Consider the following 20,702-nt stretch of genomic DNA (forward strand, 5'->3'; position numbering starts at 1 on the left):
GAAGCCTGCCTGCAGGCGCCTCCGGGCCGGGTCCGGCTGGCTGGTATGGCTCTTGCGGAAATGGGGCAAACCACCAAGACCCATCCACTGTAGGAGACATCCATGAAAACGCAGCGCCGCCTGCTTGCCTTGCTCGCGCTTTGCGCGTCCCTGACCGCTGTCCCGGCCGGCTCTGTGCTGGCCCATGGCGACGTAACGCCCCAGGCCGTCGATACCAAAGCGTTACCACAACTGGGCGACGAATGGCGCCCGGACAATCCCTACCGCAGCGGCGATGCGCACAAGGAGGCGCTGCGCATCGGCACCTCGGCCTATAACCAGAACTGCGCGCGCTGCCATGGCCTGGAAGCGGTGTCAGGGGGCATCGCGCCGGACCTGCGCAAGCTTGACGGCGACTGCGTCTCACTGGCGGATGCAAAGAAGAAAGAGGCGTGCATGAGCGAGATCTCGCAGTTCTACACCACCACCGTGCGCAAGGGCCGCACGCGCGACGGCCGCGTGTACATGCCGCCGTTCGACGGCGTGCTGAGCCAGGAGGCGGTGTGGGCCATCAAGACCTACCTGGAGTCGCGCCGCGAGTGAGGGGCGGCTGCGCCGGCAGCCCTTCCCGTTGTCCAGCCCCGGCCCGCAGTGCCGGGTCAACGCATCTTCCAGGAGCCATCCCATGCCTGCCAGCCCTGTCCGCGGCCCTAGGCTTTCCGTGTCCCCCATGCCGGCGGCGCCGGCCGGCGCCGTGCGCTGGCTGTGCGGCGCCTTGCTGGCTGCCGCCGCGCTCGTCTGCGCGCAACCGGCCCAGGCCGACCTGGCCAGGATCCGCCAGGCCGGCACCCTCAAGGTGGCGGTCTACAAAGGCTTGCCGCCGTTCTCCGCGATCGCGGGCAGCCAGGTCGCGGGCATCGATGTGGCCCTGGCCAGGGCACTGGGCAAGGAGCTGGGCCTGTCGGTGGCGCTGATGCCGTTCGATGCGGATGAAAACATGGCTGACGACTTGCGTGCCATGGTCTGGCGCGGCCATTACCTTGGCTACGGGCCAGCCGACGTGATGCTGCACGTGCCGGTCGACCGCGCCTTCATGCGCGAGAACGACAAGGCGCTGATCTTCGCGCCGTATTACCGCGAGACCTTCGTGCTGGTGCAGGACCGCGAGCGCGTGCCGGCGGTGCGCGGCCTGGAAGACCTGGCCGGGCAGCCGACTGGCGCCGCAGCCGGTTCGGCCGGGGCCAATGCGCTGCTGTCCGGCGCGGGCGGCGCCTTGCGCGACAAGGTCAGGATCTACCCCGAAGCCGACGCGGCATTGCGCGCGCTGTTTTCCGGCGAGATCGTGGCGGCGATGGTGACGCGCGCCCAATACGAGAGCGCGCTCAAGGCCGCGGGGCAATCCGGGGCGCGCTTTGCCGCGACGGAACCCAGCGCGCCGCTGCTGCCGCAGCGCGGGTGGGCCGTCGGCTTGGCGGTCAAGGCAGACGAGCGGGAACTGGCCGAAGCGCTGGAAAAGGCGTTGAGCGCGCTGCGCAGCAATGGCGAGCTGGCGCGCATCTTTGCCGGCTATGGGGTGTCGATGCAGGCGCCGTGAGGGTGGCTGGCGGGCGCCTCACCTGGCCGGCCTGCCGGCCCGCGCAAGCGGCAGCGTCTGCAGTCGCTCGGCAACGACATTGCGGATGGCCTGCGGCGCGCCCAGGTCGTCCAGCATGCGCGGCCAGTTGGCATGCGCCAGCGCGACGGCTTCCCTGACGGCGGCGGTCGCAATGCGCCGCGGGACGCCGGCCTTTTCCGCGATGGTCTCATACGTTGCCAGGGTTTCTTCACGCTGCCGCTTGTCGATGGCAACGTTCTGGCCATAGGTCGCAAAGCCGGGAAGGGCGGCCACGCAGACGATGTCATACGCCGGTGACAGTTCTGGCAAGACCCCGTTGTGATAGGTTACCGAGAAGTTCTTCAGGTGCGCATCGCTGTTGCCGATCAGCGTGTTGACCGCCTGGCGGAGGAAGAACTGCCGGGCATGCTCGACCCCGCTCGGACTCAGGCGATACAGGGTGGCAACGAGCTGAATGTAGCTCTCGATGCCGGCGTACTTCTTCGCTGGCATCCTGCCCAGCATCTGGCAGCCATCTTCGGCGTGCACACGTCCGGCCGGAGTGCGGTCAAACCTGTCCACCGCAAGGTAGTGCAGGTTTTCGCCCAACGATTCAACCAGTCCCTCGACCTCGATGGTCGAGACTGGCAGCACTCTCGTCGGCGCAACATGGACGCCGGCGGCGGCCGCGAGCTGCATCGAGATCGATTCGTTGAATACCTGCGAATCATCGTTCCGGGCAGGAAGCTTGGCGATGATGTCGGACAGCCTGCCTTTGGCTGGCAGCGTGTAGCGCTTGTTCTGCAGCACTGTCGACAGGGCCAGCTTGTTCTGCACGCCGGACACCGAGGCCGCGCCCTGCGTGGCGCCCTCCACCACGGCAATTTCCAGGTTGTCCGCGCCGCCGGTCACGCCATACGTCCGCGCATACTCCGGCAAGGCGCCGATGTCCGCCGGCACGATGACGACGGCCCCGGGGAGATCATTTCCGGCCGATGCCAGGATGCCGAAATCGTCCTTGTCATCGGGATTGCTCCGCGTTGCCTCGAGCCGCTTGCGCAGTTCGCCCTCGGGCAGCAGGCCGGCAAAGTAGGGCGGCAGTTCATGGCCCGTGCTGTAGACGGCAGGATGAAAGGGGTTGTCCAGCACCTCGGCGGTGGCCTTGCGGCCGGCCTCCGTCGGGACGCTGATCGACAGGCTCAGCGTGGGGCGGCGCGTGTCGCCCCGGAAGGCTTCGGATGGCACGAACCGGACATTGCCGCTGGCCTCGCACAGGTAGCCGCATAGCTGGTCGTACAGCCGGACCTCAAGAAAGCGCGGATGCAGTTCGTAGCTCATTCCTGGTCCAGGAAGATGTCGACCGCGCTGCGGGCACTGCGGTCGGGCCCGCTGCCTTTGCCTTCGAGGACTTGCCTGACTTCCTGTGCCCGCTCGTTGGGCACCAGGACCCATTCCGCATCCAGCGCGGCCGCCAGGGCTTCGAGGGTCGATGCGCGGCTGTCCTTCTTCCCCAGCAGGATCGCCGACAGGTTCTGGCTTGCCATGCCCAGCACCCGCCCGAGATCGGTCAGGGTCTTGCCTCTCGCTTTACGCATGTCGCGGCACTGGGAAACTAATGACATAGCATTATTTCGCTGATGTATGCATGTCTTAGTATGATACATCGGCGCGCCGATAGCCAGGCACATATCATTCGATAGTAGATATATTTTAGAAAATTAATGCTATAGAATTATTTTTTCTATTGCGGACCGCCGCCCGGGATGAAACCGGCTGGGGAGCACATGAAGACGGGCCGCCGCCCGCCCGTCTCACTTCCCCGGTGTCCCCCAGGCCACCCCTCGCCGCTACCCCTTGCGCTGGCACCAGATACTGTATAAATATACAGTTATCGTAAACATACTAGTTCCTCGCCGCCCCGGCGAGCGACGCCAACTCCACATGACTGCGCAATCGCACGCAGCCCCGCCCATGGCGGCGGAGGGCCTTCTTTTCCCTGCGCCGGCGCTCCCGGAGCCTGCCCCGTCTGCCCCGGCCTCGCGCCAGCAGGCGCTGTCGGTGCTCGAGCAGCGTTATCCCGGGCTGTGGCGGGCCGGCCAGCTGGGCCGTGCCGGCGGTGCAGCGGTATGCCCGACCGGATATGACGCGCTGTCGGCGGAGCTGCCCGGCGGCGGCTGGCCGGCGGGCGGGCTGACGGAACTGCTGACGGCGCAGGGTGGCGCGGGCGAGCTGCGCCTGCTGCTGCCGGCGCTGCGCGCGCTGGCCGGGGCGGGGCGCCGCATCGCGCTGGTGGCGCCGCCTTACCTGCCCAATGCGATGGGGCTGGCCGCGGCCGGGCTGCCGGCGCGCCAGCTTTACTGGATGCGCCCCCCGGCCGGCGCCGGCAAGGTCGCGCAACAGGCCGACATGCTGTGGGCGGCCGAGCAGGTGCTGCGCAGCCAGGCCTTTGGCGGCGTGCTGGTCTGGCTGCCCGCGGCCCGCCCCGAGGCGCTGCGCCGCCTGCAGGTGCTGGCGCAGACCGGCGACGCGGTGGCATGGGCGCTGCGCCCGGCCACGGCGCTGCGCGAGTCGTCGCCGGCGGTGCTGCGGCTGCTGCTGGCGCCGCTGCCCGGCAATGTGCTGTCGATCACCTTCCACAAGCGGCGCGGGCCGGTGCGGGACACGCCGCTGCTGCTGCGCCTGGACGGGATGGCAGCGGCCACGCGCGCAGCCGCCTGGCCTGTCCCGGCAGGAGCACCTGCCTTGTCTGAATCGTCTTCTCCATCTTCTTCCGATGTCGTACTGGATCGCGGTGCACCTGCCGCGCCTGCCCCTGGACGCCCTGCAGCCCAACTGGCCTGAGCTGGCGCCCGCCGTGAGCCCGCCTGCCGCCACCGCCACGCTGCACCATGCGCTGCCGGTGGCGGTGATGGCGCGCGAGCAGGTGGTGCTGGCCAACGGCCCGGCGATGCAGCTCGGCGTGCGCTACGGCATGCGCCGCGGCGGCGTGCAGGCGCTGTCGGCCGACATCGTGCAGCTGGAGCGCGACCTGGCCGCGGAAGCTTCGTTGATGGAGGCGGTGGCGCTGGCGCTGCTGCATTTCACGCCGGGCGTGACCGTCGACGAGGAACCGGAGTCGGCCACGGTGATGCTGGATGTCACCGCCAGCCTGCGCCTGTTTGGCGGCCACCGCGCGCTGTGCCGCGCGGTGCGCGCCTGCGTGCGCCAGCTTGGCACCTTTGCCCAGGTGGGCTCCGGTCCGACCGCGCACGGTGCCGCGTGGCTGGCGCGCCAGCCGCTGCGGCGCACGCGGCGCGGCGTGGTGCGGCCCGGGCGCCGCGCGGTGGGCATGGCGTGCCTGCACCGGCTGCTGGACCGCCTGCCGGTGGAGGCGCTGCACACGCTGGCCGATCCGGCCTGGCTGGACGGCATCGGCTGCCGCACGCTGGGCGAGGTGCGGCGCCTGCCGCGCGCGGGCCTGACGCGCCGGCTGGGCCCGGCGCTGCTGGCGCGGCTGGACCAGGCCTATGGCGACACGCCGGCGCGCTTTGTCTGGTTTGTGGCACCGCCCGCGTTTGCGCAGCGCATGGACCTGCCGGGACGCATCGAATCCGCTGAGGGTGTGCTGACCGGCGCGCAGCGCCTGCTGCTGGCGCTGGCGGGCTGGCTGGCAGTGCAGCAGGCCGGCGTCACGCGCTGCGTGCTGGTGCTGGAGCATGAGCGCTACCGGCGCGGCGTGGACACCGACGGCACCGAGGTGCCGGTGGGCCTGGCCCAGCCCAGCCGCGACCCCGCGCACCTGTCGCGGCTGCTGCGCGAGAAGCTCGACAAGCTCAATTTCCACGCCCCGGTGACTGGCCTGGCGCTGCGCGTGGAGGCGATGGCCGCATGCGTGCCGCAAAGCGATGCGCTGTTCCCCGAGCCCGGCGGCACGCCGGAAGACCTGGGCCGCCTGCTCGATACGCTGATGGCGCGGCTGGGCCGCGACAACGTGCTGCAGCCGCGGCCGCTGGCCGACCACCGGCCCGAGCGCGCCAACCGCTGGTGCCCGGTCGACGAGCCCGGCGGCAACAAGGCCGCCAGCCTGCCGGGCCCGCAGCCGGAGCGCCCGCTGTGGCTGCTGCCGCAACCGTTGCCGCTGCCGGTGCAGCGCCACCGGCCCTGCCACGGCGGCCCGCTGGCGCTGCTGAGCCGCCCTGAGCGCATCGAGGCCGGCTGGTGGGACGGCGCGCTGGCCACGCGCGACTACTTTATCGCCGAGCGCGCCGACGGCCTGCGCTGCTGGATCTTCCGCGAGCGCCCGGGCCATGCGGCGCAGGACGATGGCGGCGAGTACCGCTGGTTCCTGCATGGGTTGTTCGCATGAGCGCGCTGTCCTTGCCTGCCTCGTTGCCGGGTTTGCTGCCGGCGTTGCCGGATTACGTGGAGCTGCACTGCATCTCCAACTTCACCTTCCTGACCGGCGCCTCGCACCCGGGCGAGCTGATCGAGCGCGCCTTCCGCCTGGGCTACAGCGGGCTGGCGCTGACCGATGAATGCTCGGTGGCCGGCACCGCGCGCGCGCACGATGCCATCGAGACCTTGCGCAAGCGCCTGCACGATGCGGTGGCGCGCAGCGCGGCACGCGGGGAGGAGGGCGTGGATGAGCCGCTGCTGGACAATGACGAAGAGCCTGACGCCGGCGATGACGATCCCCATGCCCACGCCAGCCGCCACCAACGGCTGCAGGCGCTGGCCCGCGCTGCCGATGCCTTCGCGTTGCTGATCGGCAGCCGCTTCAGCCTGACCCCGGCCGATGGTTCGGCGCGCCCACCGCTGCGGCTGGTGCTGATTGCCCAGCACCGCGAGGGCTTTGGCAACCTGAGCGAGCTGATCACGCTGGGCCGGCGGCGCGCGCAGAAGGGCACCTACCGGCTGCATCCCGAGGACCTGGCCGCGCCTGCCGCTGACGAAGCGCACCTGCGCGGCATGCCCGGCTGCGTGGCGCTGCTGCTGCCCGACTATTGCGCCGATCCTGAACTGCTGCGCGAGCAGTCCGAGTGGTGCCGCGCGGTCTTCGGCGAACGCGCCTGGATCGCGCTGGAGCAGTTGCAGGGCCATGCCGATGCACTGCATCGCGCGCGTCTGGAAGCAGTATCGGCACAGACCGGCGTGCCGCTGGCGGCGGCCGGCGCGGTCACTATGCATGTGCGTTCGCGCAAGCCGCTGTCCGATGTGCTGGCCGCGATCCGGCTGGGCCAGCCGCTGGCCGAATGCGGCATGGCGCTGGCGCCCAATGCCGAGCAGCACCTGCGCATGCGCCAGGTGCTGTCGCGCCTGTACCCGCGCGAGACGCTGGCGCAGACGCTGAAGATTGCCGAGTCCTGCGATTTCTCGCTGGGGATGCTGCGCTATGAATACCCCGAGGAACTGGTGCCGGCCGGCGAGACGCCGATCTCCTACCTGCGCAAGGAGGTCGCGCGCGGCAAACTGGAGCGCTTTCCCAACGGCCTGAAGCCGGAGTGGGAGACACAGCTGGAAGAAGAACTGCAGCTGATCGAGGAAAAGCATTACGAACCCTTCTTCCTCACCGTGCACGACATCGTGCGCTTTGCGCGCGGGGAGGGCATCCTGTGCCAGGGGCGCGGCTCGGCCGCCAATTCGCTGGTGTGCTTCTGCCTGTATGTGACCGAGGTCAGCCCCGAGCAGGCCAACCTGCTGTTCGGCCGCTTCCTGTCGCGCGAGCGCGATGAGCCGCCCGACATCGACGTGGACTTCGAGCACCAGCGGCGCGAAGAGGTGATCCAGTACATCTACAAGAAATACGGCCGCCACCGCGCCGCGCTGGCCGCGTCGCTGATCACCTACCGCTCGCGCAGCGCACTGCGCGACGTGGGCCGCGCGCTGGGCATCGATGCCAGCGTGGTGGAGCAGGTGGTCAAGGGCCAGGCCTGGTGGGACGGCGGCCGCGGCTTTGTCGAGAAGATCGCCCGCTATGGGCTCGATCCCGAATCGCCGGCGGTGCAGCAGTGGGCCAGCCTGACCGCGCAACTGCGTGGCTTTCCGCGCCACCTGTCGCAGCATGTGGGCGGTTTCGTGATCGCGCGGCACAAGCTGTCGCGGCTGGTGCCGATCGAGAACGCGGCCATGGCCGACCGCAGCGTGATCCAGTGGGACAAGGACGACCTGGAGTCGCTGGGCCTGCTCAAGGTCGATGTGCTGGCGCTGGGCATGCTGTCGGCGATCCGGCGCGCGCTGCAGATGATCCCCAACCCGGACCCGGCGCGAGCGGGGCTGCCGGCGCGCATGGAAGACATCCCCAAGGAAGACCCGGACACCTACGACATGATCTGCAAGGCCGAGACCATCGGCGTGTTCCAGATCGAGTCGCGCGCGCAGCAATCGATGCTGCCGCGGCTGCAGCCGCGCAAGTACTACGACCTGGTGGTGGAAGTCGCCATCGTGCGGCCCGGCCCGATCCAGGGCGGCATGGTGCATCCCTACCTGAAGCGGCGCGAGGCCTTCCGCCGCACCGGCAAGCCGCCCACTTACTTCAACCCGGTCATCGAAAAGGTATTGGGCCGCACGCTGGGCGTGCCGATCTTCCAGGAGCAGGTGATGCAGCTGGCCATCGACGCGGCCGGTTTTTCACCAGGGCAGGCCGACCAGCTGCGCCGATCGATGGCGGCCTGGCGGCGGCGCGGCGACCTGCGCCAGCACCAGGACGCGCTGGTGCGCGCGCTGACCGGCAACGGCTACCCGGAATCCTTCGCGCTGGCGATCTGCAAGCAGATCGAGGGGTTTGGCGAGTATGGCTTCCCCGAGAGCCACGCGGCCAGCTTCGCCAAGCTGGTCTATGTCAGCGCCTGGCTCAAGTGCCATCATCCGGCCGCCTTCCTGTGCGCGCTGCTGAACAGCCAGCCGATGGGGTTCTATTCGCCGTCGCAACTGGTGCAGGACGCCAGCCGCAATGGCGTGCAGGTGCTGCCGGTGGATGTCACCCTCAGCCACTGGGACAGCACGCTGGAGCCGGTGGAGGCCGATGTCGCCGACGCGCAGGCCCGCACCAGGCCGCAGCATCCGCGCGTGCGCCTGGGCCTGGGCCGCGTCAAGGGCATGCGTGAAGCGGCCGCGCTGCGCATCGAGGCCGCGCGCGCCCAGCGTCCGTTCGACAGCGTCGAAGACCTGGCGCTGCGCGCCGGCCTGGACCGGCACGACATCGACGTGCTGGCCGCCGCCGACGCTCTGGCACCGCTGGCCGGCAACCGCCGCCAAGCCCGCTGGCAGGCCCGCGCCGCCGCCGCGCATGCCGCGCACCGCGACCTGCTGTACGAAGCGCCGCCCGCCGAAGCCGCGCTGGCGCTACCCGCGCCCCGGCTCGGCGAAGACGTGACGGCGGACTATGCCAGCCTGGGCCTGTCGCTCAAGTCGCACCCGCTGGCGTTGCTGCGGCACAAGCTGGCGGCCATGCGCTTTGCCACTGCCAGCCAGCTCGCGCGCTGCGCCAACGGCCGCCGCGTGCGCGCCTGCGGCATCGTCACCGTGCGCCAGCGCCCATCCACGGCCAGCGGCACCATCTTCGCCACCATCGAGGACGAGACCGGCTCCGTCAACCTGATCCTGTGGCCCGACCTGGTCGAGCGCCAGCGCAAGGAGGTGCTGGGCGCCACGCTGCTGGGCGTGGTCGGCACCTGGCAGCGCCAGGGCGACGTGCGCCACCTGGTGGCCAAGGAACTGGTGGATCTAAGCCCGATGCTGGGGCGGTTGATGGTGGGGAGCCGGGATTTTCATTGAGACGGACAGCGGACCGGATGCAACACTCTGCATGGAAGCCGGGCGCTCGCGACCAGTTCTGTGGCAGGGGCAACGGAAAACGGTACCGTCAACGCAAACAGTTATCATCGTGCCGTGCCTTGCCGGTTTCATCCGGAACACTGAATTCACCATACACTTTTGCAGGTCGATTGATGCCGATTCCGTTTTGCCACCCTGGCTTCGCGCCCTACCGTCAGTCCGTGGGCGGGCGGGGCCCATGGTAAAGGGCCGCCGCGGCGCGGGCGTAGCGCAGAGCCGGCAATCATCGTCGCAGGCGTCATCGGCCAGAACGGAGGCCGCGCAGACCGCCGAGCCAGCACCGCCGTCGGCCACCACGTCGGCGATGCTCGCGCGCATTCACAGCATGCGGGACTCGCTGGGGCCGGCCGGGCAGCGCATTGCCGATTTCGTGACCCGGTATCCGCAGACCGTGATCCATATGTCGGTCAGCGAAGTGGCCGAGCGCACCAGTGCGAGCGAGGGCAGCGTGGTCGGTTTCTGCAAGAGCCTGGGCGCGACGGGCTTCCAGCAACTGAAGATCCTGCTGGCGCAGGAACTGGTGCAGGGGGTCCAGATCATCCACGAAGACCTCGAGCCCGGCGACACCTGCCCGGCGGTCATGCGCAAGATCTTCCAGAGCAACGTCCAGACGCTGCATGACACCAGCGCCGTGCTCGACGTGGCCGCGATCGAGCGCGCGGTCGCATTGCTCAGGGCGGCCGAACGCATCGAGATTTATGGCATTGGCAGCGCGGCGCCGATCGCCGAGGATGCGCAGTACCGCATGCTGCGGATCGGGCTCAACGTGAAGGCGGTCGTGGATTCGCATATCCAGGCCATCAGCGCATCGCTCGCGGGCCCCAGGGTTGCCACGCTGACCATCTCGCATTCGGGCAGCACGCACGAAACCGTGACGGCCACGCGGCTGGCCCGGGAGAGCGGTGCCAGCACCATCTGCATCACCAATTTCGGCAAGTCGCCGATCCAGGCCTTCGCCGACGTCGTGCTGTTCACGATGGCGCGCGAGACCCGCTTCCGGACCGAGGCGATGACCAGCCGCCTGGCGCAACTGGCGATCATCGATGTGCTGATCGCCTGCCTCGCGCTTACCGACTACGACACCTCCGTCGAAACGCTGCGGCGTACGTTCGACGTCCTGTCGCTCAAGCGATATTGAGCCCCAGCCGGCCCGCGCCGGCATCCTGACATTCTCCTGCCGCAGTTGTCGTCCAGCCTTGCTCCCGTCAGTGGCGGGAGCGGGTGCTGTTCCACGTCCAAGGAATGAGGATAATTCAAATGTGCAAACAAATGAATTGAGCAATATTCATTTGTGTGTCACATGGGGAACCTAGTCTTCGAGTCGCGTCAGCCCCGTCCCCCTGACCCTCGAACACTAGGAGTCCTCATGAAAAAGCCATTGTGGTATGGCCGTGCCGCGCTGCTCGCGGCGCTCTTGTCCCTTGCCCTCACCGCGTGCGGTGGCGGCGAGAATAGCAGCAGCATCACTCCCCAGGCCGTCAAGACAACCATGCAGGCGGCAGCAGCCGACGACGCGGCAGCGTCGAAGAAGGGCATGCACTGCGCACCCTGACACGCCCGCGATCCTCCCCCCATCGTCCGCACCTACCATTCCCCGATCATGACCAAAATCGATCGACGCACCTTCCTTACCGGCGCCGTCAAAAGCGCGGCCGCTGCTTCGGTTCTGTCGATGCTGCCGCCCAGTATCGCGCGCGCACTCGCCGTTCCCGCTGCGGTCAATACCGGCACGATCCAGGACGTGCAGCACGTGGTGATCCTGATGCAGGAAAACCGCGCCCTGGACCATTACTTCGGCGCCATGCGCGGCGTGCGCGGCTTCGGCGACCGCTTCCCGGTGCCGGTGCCGTCAGGCAAGCCGGTGTGGTACGAGTCGAACGGCACGCGCGAGATCACGCCGTTCCACCTCGACAGCGCGACCGTCAACGCGCTGCGCGTCTCCGGCACGCCGCACAGCTTCATGGATGCGCAGAATGCGTGGAACCAGGGCCGTTTCGGCTTCTGGGCCAAGTACAAGAACGACCATTCGATGGGCTACTACCGTCGTGAAGACATTCCGTTCCAGTACGCGCTGGCCGAGGCCTTCACGCTTTGCGACGCCTACCACTGCAGCCACGCCGGTGGCACCGACCCGAACCGCATCACCTTCATGTCGGGCTCCAACTACAACCCCGCGATGCGCGAGGCGGGGCGCAACTGCACGCTTGACGATGCGGAGGTCAACAACCTGCGCTGCAGCGTGGGCGGCAAGCTGCCCACGCCGGGCTACACATACAAGGGTTCCGCCTTCCAGTGGTCCACGCTGCCGGAAATGCTGCAGGCAAAGGGCGTCAGCTGGCGCATTTACCAGAACCCCAACGCCAACTGGGGCGGCCTGCTGCATGGCGGGCTCGCCTTCAAGAGCTTTCGTGAATCGCAGCCGGGCAATCCGCTCTACGACAACGGCATGAGCAGCTGGACCATCGAGCAGCTGGCCGCGCATGTGCGGGACGACACGCTGCCGGCCGTGAGCTGGATCCTGCCGACGCCGGCGCAGTCCGAACATCCGGGCGGCCCGTCGAGCGCAACCGAAGGCGCGGCCTTCATCAACACGGTGCTGACGGCGCTAACCGCCAATCCGGAGGTCTGGAGCAAGACCGTGTTCTTCATCACCTTCGATGAGAATGACGGCTTCTTCGACCATATGCCGCCGGCCGCGGTGCCGTCCTACGACGCCAATGGTGTCCTGCACGGCAAGTCGACTGTCGACGTCACCGGCGAATACTTCGACACCGCCGGCAATACGGCGCTCGACGGCACCACCACCAGCGGCGAGACCATCCGCCTGCGCCCGTACGGGTTCGGCCCGCGCGTGCCGATGTATGTGATCTCGCCGTGGACGCGCGGCGGCTGGATCAACTCGCAGGTGTTCGACCACACCTCGATGGGGCGCTTCCTGGAACAGCGCTTCGGCATCACGGTGCCCGCGATCAGCCCGTGGCACCGCGCAGTGGCCGGCGACCTGACTTCCGTCTTCGATTTCAGGACGCCGAATGACCAGGTGTTTCCGACGCTGCCGGATACCAGCAACTACCAGCAGGTGATCGCCGAGCAGCTGGCGAAACCCAAGGCGGCGGCACCGGCCGTGCCGGCGTCGCTGTTCCAGGAGACTGGCACCAAGTATTCGCGCGCGCTGCCCTATGTCCTCCATGCGAGTGCGCAGGCCGAGCCCACCATAGGCAAGCTGAAGCTGATCTTCAGCAATACGGGGGAGCAGGGCACGGTCTTCCATGTCTACGACCGGCTCCATCTGGACCAGATTCCGCGCCGCTACACGGTCGAGCCCGGCAAGACGCTGGACGATGAATGGGATGCGCGCACCTCGGACAACGGGCGCTATGACCTGGCGGTCTACGGGCCTAACGGCTTCGTGCGCATGTTCAAGGGCCAGCTGCCTGCGGACGCCATGGCCGATGCCCCTGAGGTACGCGTCTGCTACGACCTGGACAAGGGCAGTGTCTACCTGTCGGCGCGCAACGACGGCAAGGGCGCAGTCAACGGTGGCGGCAAGCCGCTGACGCTGGTGGTGACGCCCAACGCTTATCGTAATGACGGTCCGTGGCAACTCCATATCACGGCCGGCGCCGAGGTGGAGCACCACTGGCCGCTGCAGGAGAGCGGCAACTGGTACGACTTCACGGTCACGGAAGCCGAAAGCGGATTCGAACGGCGCTTCGCAGGTCGCCTGGAGACCGGCCAGCATGGCGTGACGGACCCGGCGATGGCAACCGGGCTCGGCTGAGCGTCCGGTCGCTGCGGTCGGGCCGGAATGCGTGCCGGATCGCAGTTTTGCGCGGTGATGGCAAATCGCCTCGAAGCTCCGGATCTCGTGCGGATCTGCAGCTTGCATCGCTGGTGGGCCGCCCAGCCTCTTTGAGGCTGCCGTCGACCATCCGGAAGAGGCAATCGGCGCGAGACCAGCTGGCTCACGCCGTTTGCCGTCCAGCGCTGCTCATCCGTTGCGCGGGTCAGCAGCTGTTCGAGTAGTGATCGGCGGAGGTCGCTTGTCGGCCAGTTGCAGCCGTTCGCTATCCGCCGAAGACGATCTGAGGATCGCGACGTCGAGACTACCATCTGGAAACGGCGCAGCCCTACGCCTTGAGATCTGTTGCCGCGAGATCCTGAACTTCTCTTGGCCGAAGGATTTTTTCAACGAGCCGAGCCGACATCTGGCGGCTCAGTAGTCTCTGCAAGTTCGCCAGCAGTCGATTTCGCCCCCCCACAACCCAATAGCTCAGATTGCGATCGAGCGCCCACAAGGCATCCTGCACCACGTTCGCGACCGGCATCGGCACGCCGACAGCAGCCTCCTTCGCGCCAACAACGTCGAAAAAGGCCGTTTGCGTCGCGCCAGGACATAGCGCGACGACCCGGATGCCCCGATGCCGGTTCTCAGCCCAAACAGCTTCCGAAAATGACAGGAGAAAGGCCTTCGTCGCGCCGTAGACGGCCATATACGGATCGGGCTGGAATGCCGCGGTTGACGCGACGTTGATGACTGCGCCGTCGGATCGCGCTTGCATCCCCGGCAGCAGAAGATGAGTCAGCTCGATCGCGGCGATGCAGTTCACCAGAACTTCATCGCGCTGGCACGTCAACGGAATCGTTTCAAAGCGCCCGTAAGCTGCGAAGCCCGCATTGTTGATTAGCACATCGACGACCGTGCCGGTCTGCTTCAGATGAAGATCGATCGTGTCGACGGCGTTGGCCGCGCTCAGGTCGACCGTCAGAAAATCGGCGTCGCACGCATAGTCGCGTCGCAGTTCTGCGGCCAGATTGCGCAGCTTGTCGTGAGAGCGTGCGACCAGCAGGAGTCTCGCACCGCGTTCGGCCAACGCATACGCAAACGCGCGCCCGATACCCGACGATGCACCGGTGACGAGTGCTGTTTTTCCGCCAAAATTGAAAGATTTGCTCATAGCTTGCTGATGGAGTGGAACGGGAGTTGCACTCTAAACCGTTGACTATAGGCAACGGTCAAGCGTAAATGTCGTTCCACGACATTGATTGGAGGCAGCATGCGCATCGGCGAGCTATGCAAGAGGGCGGGTGTATCGCGCGACACCGTCCGTTACTACGAACGTATGGGTCTGCTGGACAAACCAACACAACCTAACGCGACGAACACTTACAAGCGCTATTCCGAACTTTCGTTACAGCGGATACGGCTGATCGTCCACGCGAAGGAGTTGGGCTTCACGCTGGCGGAAATTGGCGACGTTGTCCATGTATGGGAAAGTCCGACGTTCGGCGTTGACCAAAAGGTCGCGTGCCTGCAAGCAAAACTCGCCGAACTCGACGCAAAGAGTCTTGCGTTGATCACGCTGCGAACAGGGTTGCTGAATGCGTTGGCCAAAGTTGGCGGCGATTGTGTCGAAGAAGAAATAGCGTGATGAGTCGCGGCCGTGCAAGTGTCATGCTGCCTCGAACAGGAACGTCAATGGCCGCTTTGGGTCGACAAGAGACCTTCGTTCACCTTAGATAGCGGGACTCCTCCACAGATTTTCGTGGCAAGGCAAGCAGTCCCACAGCCGCACCGCGGTCGCGAGATCGGAAAGGGGGGGGTAGGCCACGGCCCGCACTTCGTGTAAAATCCCCCGCCCTCATCGTGCCCAGCCATGCCCCAGATCGTCGTCAGTCATCTACGAAAGACCTACCGCATCCACGAGCGCGACCCGGGCGTGCTCGGTGCGTTGCGCGCGCTGGTGCGGCCGCGCTATCGCACGGTCGATGCGCTGGCCGGGGTGTCGTTCGAACTGCAGCGCGGGGAACTGCTGGGCTTCATTGGCCCGAACGGTGCGGGCAAATCGACCACCATCAAGATTCTTGCGGGCATCTTGCGGCCAGACGGCGGCCGCGTTGAAATCGACGGACGCGTCCCGTTCGATGACCGCGAGCGGCATGTGGCGCGCATCGGCGTGGTGTTCGGGCAGCGCACGCAGCTCTGGTGGGATCTTCCGGTCGGTGAGGGATTCGCGCTGCTGCGCGACATCTATCGGGTCGACCCGGTGCGCTTTGCCCGTACGCGCGACGAACTGGTCGCGCTGTTGCATCTCGAACGCCTGCTCGACCAGCCTGTGCGCCAGCTGTCGCTGGGGCAGCGCATGCGCGCCGAGATCGCGGCGGCGTTGCTGCATGAGCCCGACATCCTGTTCCTGGACGAGCCCACCATCGGGCTGGATGCGCCTTCCAAGCTCGCGGTCCGTGACTTCGTGCGGCGCGCCAACCAGGAACGCGGCACTACCGTGCTGCTGACCACGCACGACATGCATGACATCGAGGCGCTGGCCAGGCGGGTGATCGTCATTGGCCACGGCCGCGTGCTGGCCGACTGCGCGGTCGAGGCGTTGCGGTCGCAGGTGGTGGCTGCACGCCGCCTGGACGAGGGCCTCCCCGAGGACGCGGAGGACGAGGGCATGACCATCGAGGCCGTCATCGCGCGCTTCTACGCGATGCACGGCGCGGCCGAGGCCTAGTCCATGATGGCGCCGCGCGAACTCGTGCGTCCCTATCTCGCGGCGTTCAGGTGCCGGTTCCTGCAGATGCTGCAGTACCGGGTGGCGGCCTACGCGGGTTTCCTTACGCAGTGCTGGTGGGGTGGTATCAAGGTCATGATTCTGGTGGCGTTCTACGGCAGCGCGGCGGCGAGTGCGCCGCTGTCGCTCGCACAGGCCATCACCTATACATGGCTGGCTCAAGGCCTGCTCGCGCTGCTGCCGTGGTTGGGCGATCCGGAAGTCGCGCAGGCGGTGCGCACCGGCGCGGTGGCCTACGACAGGCTGCGGCCGGTGGATGCCTATGCGCTGTGGTTTGCGCGCTCGGCCGGGTGGATCGCGGCGCGCGTGCTGCCGCGCATGGCGTTGATGGCCGCGTTTGCGGGTATCGCGCTGCCATTGGCCGGGTTTGGCGACTGGGCCTTGCAGCCGCCCGCGGGGCCGGCAGCGGGCATGGGCTTCATCGTCTCGATGCTGTTTGCGCTGCTGTTGTCCGCCTCGCTTGTGATGCTGCTCAACATCGCGGCGGCTGCGGCGCTCAATGAACGAGGCATCAATACGCTGGCGGGGCCGGTCGTGGTCGTGTTCTCAGGCAACCTGCTGCCTCTGGCGCTGCTCCCCGACGCCTGGCAAACCGTGCTGCTGATGCAACCGTTGGCTGGCGTGATGGATATTCCGGCGCGCATCTACTTCGGGCAACTCGGCGGCGCGGAAGCGGTCGCCGGATTGGGCCTTCAATGCCTGTGGATCGTGCTGCTGGTCGCTGCCGGCCATGCGGCCATGAGCCGAACGATGCGCCGGCTCTACGTGCAAGGCGGATGAGGCGCATGGGCTCGCTGGCATTGTTCGTCCGCCTTGCGATGGCCTCGCTGAGCAGCCAGGCGCGCTATCCCGCGTCGGCGCTGATGCTCACGCTGGGTCAGTTTCTTGCCACCGGGATCGAGGTGATCGCGGTCTGGGCCCTGTTCGACCGCTTCGGCGACGTGCAGGGGTGGCGAATCGGCGAAGTGGCGCTGTTCTACGGGTTGGTGAACTGCATGTTCGCCATCGCCGATGCCATCGGGCGCGGATTCGACGTGCTGGGCACGACCTTTTTGCGTACCGGCGAATTCGACCGCTTGCTATTGCGGCCCCGCCCTTTGGCTCTGCAATTAATGGGGCATGACGTCCGCATCAGCCGCCTGGGGCGATTGCTGCAAGGGCTGATGGTGTTGGCCTTTGCAACGGTGCAGGTGGGCATCGCGTGGACACCGGCATCAATCGCCATTGCCCTGTTTGCGGTCGCAGGCGGCGTGGCGCTGTTTCTTGGCATTCTCGTGTTGCAGGGTACGCTGTCCTTCTGGACCATCGAGAGCCTCGAGATCGCCAATGTGCTCACATACGGTGGCGTACAGGCGACGCAATATCCGGTGGCCTTGTATGCGCGGTGGTTCCGGTACGTGCTGACCTTTGCTGTGCCGCTGGCCTGCGTCGCCTACTACCCTGCGTTGGCGATATTGGGCAAGCCTGATCCGATCGGTGCGCCGACCTGGACAGGGCTGGTGTCACCGTTGACGGGTTTCGTTTTTCTCCTGGCGGCCATCGGCGCATGGCGTATCGGGCTGCGCCACTACACGTCGACTGGCAGCTAGCTGGTCACGGTCTGGGCCGTTATTGAGCTTCATCGCCCACGGTGGCGCAGATTGACGACCGCGAGAGGGACTCCGCTGACATCTGACGGCCGGCGAACACCATGTCTGTGTGGCCGCCTTCGACCATGCAAGTATTTGTCTGGAAGCGAACAGAGCATGCCCGACGAGGGCTAGTACCGTAGGGATCGGCGGGTGGGTTGCATGGCAAGTCCTGTCGCCGATGACGCGACGAGGCAAGGCTCAGGGTATTGCCTGCGTCATAAAGCGGGGGCGGCGTCTGCCGTGCGCGCTACCGCTTCTACGCAGCCATGGCGCGCTGGGGATGCCGTGTCAAATATCTATGATCTATCGGGGAAGGCAGCGCTGGTGACCGGCGGTGCAAAGGGGCTCGGTCGGGCGATCGTTGCGCAACTGATCGACAGTGGTGCGCGTGTGCATGCTTGGGATATCGTGCCGTTCCAGATGGAAGGTGCCAGCACTGAGGTCGTCGATGTCTCCGATGCCGGGCAGGTGGGGCTGGCGCTGGCGCGACTGGTCGATGCGGGATATCGCTTCGACATCCTGGTCAACGCTGCCGGCTACCTTGGCCCAATGCAGCCATTCGAGAATCACGAAGCCTCACAATGGCATCGCATCATCGCCGTGAATCTCCTAGGGACCATGTACGTCGTGCAGGCGATGTTGCCGCACATGTTGCGCTGGGGAGGTGGCCGCATCATCAATATGGGCTCGCTGGCTGGCAAGGAGGGGCTGGCGGGGCTGGCTGCATACTCCGCGGCCAGCGGCGGCGTGGTCGTTCTAACCAAAGCAATCGGCCGCGAACTGGTGAAGCGCAACATCTATGTTAATTGCGTGGCACCCGGGCCCATGGATACCGACATGATTCACGCGCTCGGCAGCCACGAGGTGGCGGCCATGGTTGCTGATAGCCCGGCCGGGCGCCTGGGTGATCCGGCCGAGGCTGCGCACCTGGTAGCGTGGCTATGTTCGGACGCCAGCCGCTTTAATGCAGGCGCTGTCTTTGACATGTCCGGTGGGCGAGCGCGATTTTAAGGAAGTGCGGATCTTCGGTTGGCATGTCGTGAGATCGATTCGATAATCCACTCCGACCCGGGCGTCAACGGCTTGATCTTCCCCAAATCGCAGCACGCGACACAGACGGCTTTCGAGCCAAGCTTCGTGGCGCGCACGGCTGCCGTCTTGCCCCGGCGATGGGCATTCGGCGGGCGGCCTGACATCGTAGTTCCCCCGCAAAAGCCGGGACCGCTGATTGGCTGGTTTGCCAATCGCCATGGTTGGCTTTGCGCAGCGCCGGGCTGATAATCACGACAGTGGCCTCGGGAGGATGCATGACGATAAGGGCTGAGGGGGTGAGAATAGCCAGGTCCTGGCTGGATGCGGCGTTTGCTGACGCGCACCAGCGCGCCTGGGCCGTCCCTCAGGAGCCGTCGCCGTCGCTACCTGCCGCATCGCAACGACATATTCCGGATTCCGCTGCTGCGCCTGACTGGCACCCGCCGGCGGTCTTCCTGTCCCAGTTCTCCAGGAGCTAGCCATGAATGATCCACAGAAATCTCCGTTGACCATTGCCGAGGGTTGGCAGGCGCCGCCGGACCGCACCAGCGTGACTGACGACGCCCGCGTCGAAGACATCATTCCGCTGCCCCCGCCTGAACACCTGATCCGTTTCTTCCCCATCCGGGGCACGCCGGTCGAATCCCTGGTCACCCAGACGCGCCAGCGCATCTCGCGCATTCTGCATGGCAAGGATGGCCGGCTGCTTGTGATCATGGGACCTTGCTCGATCCACGACCCGCAGGCGGCACTCGAGTACGCACGGCGGCTGATGGAGCAGCGCCAGCGCTACGCCGGGACCCTGGAGATCGTGATGCGTGTGTACTTCGAGAAGCCGCGTACCACGGTGGGCTGGAAAGGACTGATCAACGACCCGTATCTGGACGAAAGCTATCGCATCGACGAGGGCCTGCGCATCGCGCGCAGCCTGCTGGTTGATATCAATCGCCTCGGGTTGCCGGCGGCCGGCGAGTTCCTGGACGTGATCTCGCCCCAGTACATAGGCGACCTGATCTGCTGGGGCGCGATTGGTGCCCGCACCACCGAGAGCCAGGTGCACCGCGAGCTGGCTTCGGGCATTTCAGCACCGATTGGCTTCAAGAATGGCACTGACGGCAACATCAGGATTGCCATCGACGCTATCCAGGCCGCATCGCGTCCACATCACTTCCTGGGCGTGCACAAGAACGGGCAGGTGGCGACGGTGCATACCAAGGGCAACCCGGACTGCCACGTCATTCTCCGTGGCGGCAAGGCCCCGAACTACGATGCGGATTCCGTGGCGGCCGCCTGCAGGGAACTGGAAGCGGCCGGGCTCGGCAACTCGCTGATGGTGGATTGCAGCCACGCCAACAGCAGCAAACAACACCTGCGGCAGGTCGATGTCGCGCGGGACGTGGCGCAACAGATAAGCGGCGGCAGTGACTCCATTTTCGGGGTAATGGTCGAAAGCCATCTGTTCCCCGGCGCACAGAAGTTCACCCCGGGCGTGCACAGTCCTTCCGCGTTGTCATACGGGCAGAGCATCACCGACGCCTGCATCGGGTGGGACGACTCGGTGGCGGTGCTGGACATGCTTAGCGAGGCGGTCAGTCTGCGCCGCGGGCCGGATTCGCAGCCGTAGGAAAGACGTCAGGGCATTGCATGCCTCCAGTATCCGGAAGGGCAGCTGACAGCTCGGTTGGAGTTACTTCCGCCGGCGACACGCCGCGTCCACTATAACTAACGGACACAGGCGGGGACGGGCGTGCCCGTCCAGTTCGGAATGTCCTGCAGAATGTCTGCCAATCGGCCTGTCTGGCGTGCTGCGTGGGCATGGCAAGCCTGTCACCAGGCTACCGAAGGAGAGCGACATGTCCGAGACAAGCAAGGTAGTCCTGGTGACGGGTGCTACCGGAGGCATCGGGAGCGCCGTCTGCTTACGGCTGGCGAACTCAGGCTATTCGCTGATTCTTGCCGCGCGCGACATTAGCAAGCTGCAAGCCGCTTGCGCGGCGCTGGACAGGAGCCTGTCAGATTTCTTGTGTGTTGAGGTCATGAGACGATATCGAAAGAAACGCCCTTATGACCGAAACAACA

General features: G+C 66.5%; 18 protein-coding genes. 15 read left to right on the forward strand and 3 right to left on the reverse strand.

Annotated features, from left to right (window positions below):
* Positions 1-102 precede the first annotated feature (102 nt).
* The gene (gene pedF, locus AC1Q7H_RS35545; RefSeq protein WP_013952693.1) at positions 103-582 is read left to right on the forward strand and encodes a cytochrome c-550 PedF; all 480 of its coding nucleotides are present in this window, start codon (positions 103-105) and stop codon (positions 580-582) included.
* Between the two features lie 82 nt (positions 583-664).
* The gene (locus AC1Q7H_RS35550; protein ID WP_013952694.1) at positions 665-1,573 is read left to right on the forward strand and encodes a substrate-binding periplasmic protein; all 909 of its coding nucleotides are present in this window, start codon (positions 665-667) and stop codon (positions 1,571-1,573) included.
* Between the two features lie 18 nt (positions 1,574-1,591).
* Here AC1Q7H_RS35550 and AC1Q7H_RS35555 read toward each other — a convergent pair whose 3' ends face one another.
* Complete coding sequence (locus AC1Q7H_RS35555) at positions 1,592-2,911, reverse strand: type II toxin-antitoxin system HipA family toxin (RefSeq protein ID WP_211981176.1); 1,320 nt, start codon at positions 2,909-2,911, stop codon at positions 1,592-1,594.
* A complete protein-coding gene (locus tag AC1Q7H_RS35560) occupies positions 2,908-3,168 on the reverse strand; it encodes a helix-turn-helix domain-containing protein (RefSeq protein WP_013952696.1) in 261 nt (86 codons plus the stop codon). Before AC1Q7H_RS35560 ends, AC1Q7H_RS35555 begins: the two co-directional genes overlap by 4 nt.
* A 346-nt stretch (positions 3,169-3,514) precedes the next feature.
* On the opposite strand from AC1Q7H_RS35560, the gene imuA reads away from it, so the two are divergent.
* The 6 genes from imuA to AC1Q7H_RS35590 all read left to right on the forward strand — a co-directional run bounded on the left by imuA (position 3,515) and on the right by AC1Q7H_RS35590 (position 13,166).
* On the forward strand, positions 3,515-4,414 hold the full coding sequence (gene imuA / locus AC1Q7H_RS35565; RefSeq protein WP_249221274.1) for a translesion DNA synthesis-associated protein ImuA: 900 nt from the start codon (positions 3,515-3,517) through the stop codon (positions 4,412-4,414).
* Positions 4,347-5,918: a Y-family DNA polymerase gene (locus tag AC1Q7H_RS35570; RefSeq protein WP_492382288.1), complete on the forward strand. Its 1,572-nt coding sequence runs from the start codon at positions 4,347-4,349 to the stop codon at positions 5,916-5,918. The genes imuA and AC1Q7H_RS35570 overlap by 68 nt, the downstream gene beginning before the upstream one ends.
* Positions 5,915-9,325 carry an error-prone DNA polymerase gene (locus AC1Q7H_RS35575; RefSeq protein ID WP_211981178.1) on the forward strand — a complete coding sequence of 1,137 codons (3,411 nt, stop codon included), beginning with the start codon at positions 5,915-5,917 and terminating at the stop codon, positions 9,323-9,325. The genes AC1Q7H_RS35570 and AC1Q7H_RS35575 overlap by 4 nt, the downstream gene beginning before the upstream one ends.
* Positions 9,326-9,563: 238 nt before the next feature.
* Positions 9,564-10,523 (forward strand): MurR/RpiR family transcriptional regulator, encoded by a 960-nt coding sequence (locus tag AC1Q7H_RS35580; protein ID WP_249221275.1) that lies wholly within the window; start codon positions 9,564-9,566, stop codon positions 10,521-10,523.
* 228 nt (positions 10,524-10,751) lie between these two features.
* Positions 10,752-10,937 (forward strand): hypothetical protein, encoded by a 186-nt coding sequence (locus AC1Q7H_RS35585; protein ID WP_211981179.1) that lies wholly within the window; start codon positions 10,752-10,754, stop codon positions 10,935-10,937.
* A 48-nt stretch (positions 10,938-10,985) separates the two neighbouring features.
* Positions 10,986-13,166 (forward strand): phosphocholine-specific phospholipase C, encoded by a 2,181-nt coding sequence (locus tag AC1Q7H_RS35590; protein ID WP_211981180.1) that lies wholly within the window; start codon positions 10,986-10,988, stop codon positions 13,164-13,166.
* A gap of 349 nt (positions 13,167-13,515) precedes the next feature.
* Here AC1Q7H_RS35590 and AC1Q7H_RS35595 read toward each other — a convergent pair whose 3' ends face one another.
* The gene (locus tag AC1Q7H_RS35595) at positions 13,516-14,343 is read right to left on the reverse strand and encodes an SDR family NAD(P)-dependent oxidoreductase (protein ID WP_211981181.1); all 828 of its coding nucleotides are present in this window, start codon (positions 14,341-14,343) and stop codon (positions 13,516-13,518) included.
* A 99-nt stretch (positions 14,344-14,442) separates the two neighbouring features.
* Here AC1Q7H_RS35595 and AC1Q7H_RS35600 point away from each other — a divergent pair, with 99 nt between their 5' ends.
* The 7 genes from AC1Q7H_RS35600 to AC1Q7H_RS35630 form a co-directional block, all read left to right on the forward strand.
* On the forward strand, positions 14,443-14,817 hold the full coding sequence (locus tag AC1Q7H_RS35600) for a heavy metal-responsive transcriptional regulator (RefSeq protein WP_018314485.1): 375 nt from the start codon (positions 14,443-14,445) through the stop codon (positions 14,815-14,817).
* Positions 14,818-15,042: 225 nt separating this feature from the next.
* Positions 15,043-15,900: an ABC transporter ATP-binding protein gene (locus tag AC1Q7H_RS35605; RefSeq protein WP_211981182.1), complete on the forward strand. Its 858-nt coding sequence runs from the start codon at positions 15,043-15,045 to the stop codon at positions 15,898-15,900.
* 6 nt (positions 15,901-15,906) lie between these two features.
* Entirely contained in the window at positions 15,907-16,740 is an 834-nt protein-coding gene (locus AC1Q7H_RS35610) for an ABC transporter permease (RefSeq protein ID WP_492378006.1), read from the forward strand.
* A 5-nt stretch (positions 16,741-16,745) separates the two neighbouring features.
* Entirely contained in the window at positions 16,746-17,549 is an 804-nt protein-coding gene (locus AC1Q7H_RS35615; protein WP_041228606.1) for an ABC transporter permease, read from the forward strand.
* 366 nt (positions 17,550-17,915) lie between these two features.
* Positions 17,916-18,602 carry an SDR family NAD(P)-dependent oxidoreductase gene (locus AC1Q7H_RS35620; RefSeq protein WP_148271701.1) on the forward strand — a complete coding sequence of 229 codons (687 nt, stop codon included), beginning with the start codon at positions 17,916-17,918 and terminating at the stop codon, positions 18,600-18,602.
* Positions 18,603-19,104: 502 nt separating this feature from the next.
* Positions 19,105-20,247 (forward strand): 3-deoxy-7-phosphoheptulonate synthase, encoded by a 1,143-nt coding sequence (locus AC1Q7H_RS35625; RefSeq protein WP_249221276.1) that lies wholly within the window; start codon positions 19,105-19,107, stop codon positions 20,245-20,247.
* Between the two features lie 229 nt (positions 20,248-20,476).
* A partial coding sequence (locus AC1Q7H_RS35630; RefSeq protein ID WP_492382289.1) for an SDR family NAD(P)-dependent oxidoreductase occupies positions 20,477-20,702 on the forward strand: 226 nt, incomplete at its 3' end.

The sequence above is a fragment of the Cupriavidus sp. GW823-FHT06D04 genome, from assembly GCF_058795055.1.

What these genes read in the sequence shown, in the direction of transcription:
- pedF (WP_013952693.1), top strand. Translation starts at nt 103, where the DNA reads ATGAAAACGCAGCGCCGCCTGCTTGCCTTGCTCGCGCTTTGCGCGTCC.
- AC1Q7H_RS35550 (WP_013952694.1), top strand. Translation starts at nt 665, where the DNA reads ATGCCTGCCAGCCCTGTCCGCGGCCCTAGGCTTTCCGTGTCCCCCATG.
- AC1Q7H_RS35555 (WP_211981176.1), bottom strand. Translation starts at nt 2,911, where the DNA reads ATGAGCTACGAACTGCATCCGCGCTTTCTTGAGGTCCGGCTGTACGAC.
- AC1Q7H_RS35560 (WP_013952696.1), bottom strand. Translation starts at nt 3,168, where the DNA reads ATGCGTAAAGCGAGAGGCAAGACCCTGACCGATCTCGGGCGGGTGCTG.
- imuA (WP_249221274.1), top strand. Translation starts at nt 3,515, where the DNA reads ATGACTGCGCAATCGCACGCAGCCCCGCCCATGGCGGCGGAGGGCCTT.
- AC1Q7H_RS35570 (WP_492382288.1), top strand. Translation starts at nt 4,347, where the DNA reads ATGTCGTACTGGATCGCGGTGCACCTGCCGCGCCTGCCCCTGGACGCC.
- AC1Q7H_RS35575 (WP_211981178.1), top strand. Translation starts at nt 5,915, where the DNA reads ATGAGCGCGCTGTCCTTGCCTGCCTCGTTGCCGGGTTTGCTGCCGGCG.
- AC1Q7H_RS35580 (WP_249221275.1), top strand. Translation starts at nt 9,564, where the DNA reads ATGGTAAAGGGCCGCCGCGGCGCGGGCGTAGCGCAGAGCCGGCAATCA.
- AC1Q7H_RS35585 (WP_211981179.1), top strand. Translation starts at nt 10,752, where the DNA reads ATGAAAAAGCCATTGTGGTATGGCCGTGCCGCGCTGCTCGCGGCGCTC.
- AC1Q7H_RS35590 (WP_211981180.1), top strand. Translation starts at nt 10,986, where the DNA reads ATGACCAAAATCGATCGACGCACCTTCCTTACCGGCGCCGTCAAAAGC.
- AC1Q7H_RS35595 (WP_211981181.1), bottom strand. Translation starts at nt 14,343, where the DNA reads ATGAGCAAATCTTTCAATTTTGGCGGAAAAACAGCACTCGTCACCGGT.
- AC1Q7H_RS35600 (WP_018314485.1), top strand. Translation starts at nt 14,443, where the DNA reads ATGCGCATCGGCGAGCTATGCAAGAGGGCGGGTGTATCGCGCGACACC.
- AC1Q7H_RS35605 (WP_211981182.1), top strand. Translation starts at nt 15,043, where the DNA reads ATGCCCCAGATCGTCGTCAGTCATCTACGAAAGACCTACCGCATCCAC.
- AC1Q7H_RS35610 (WP_492378006.1), top strand. Translation starts at nt 15,907, where the DNA reads ATGGCGCCGCGCGAACTCGTGCGTCCCTATCTCGCGGCGTTCAGGTGC.
- AC1Q7H_RS35615 (WP_041228606.1), top strand. Translation starts at nt 16,746, where the DNA reads ATGGGCTCGCTGGCATTGTTCGTCCGCCTTGCGATGGCCTCGCTGAGC.
- AC1Q7H_RS35625 (WP_249221276.1), top strand. Translation starts at nt 19,105, where the DNA reads ATGAATGATCCACAGAAATCTCCGTTGACCATTGCCGAGGGTTGGCAG.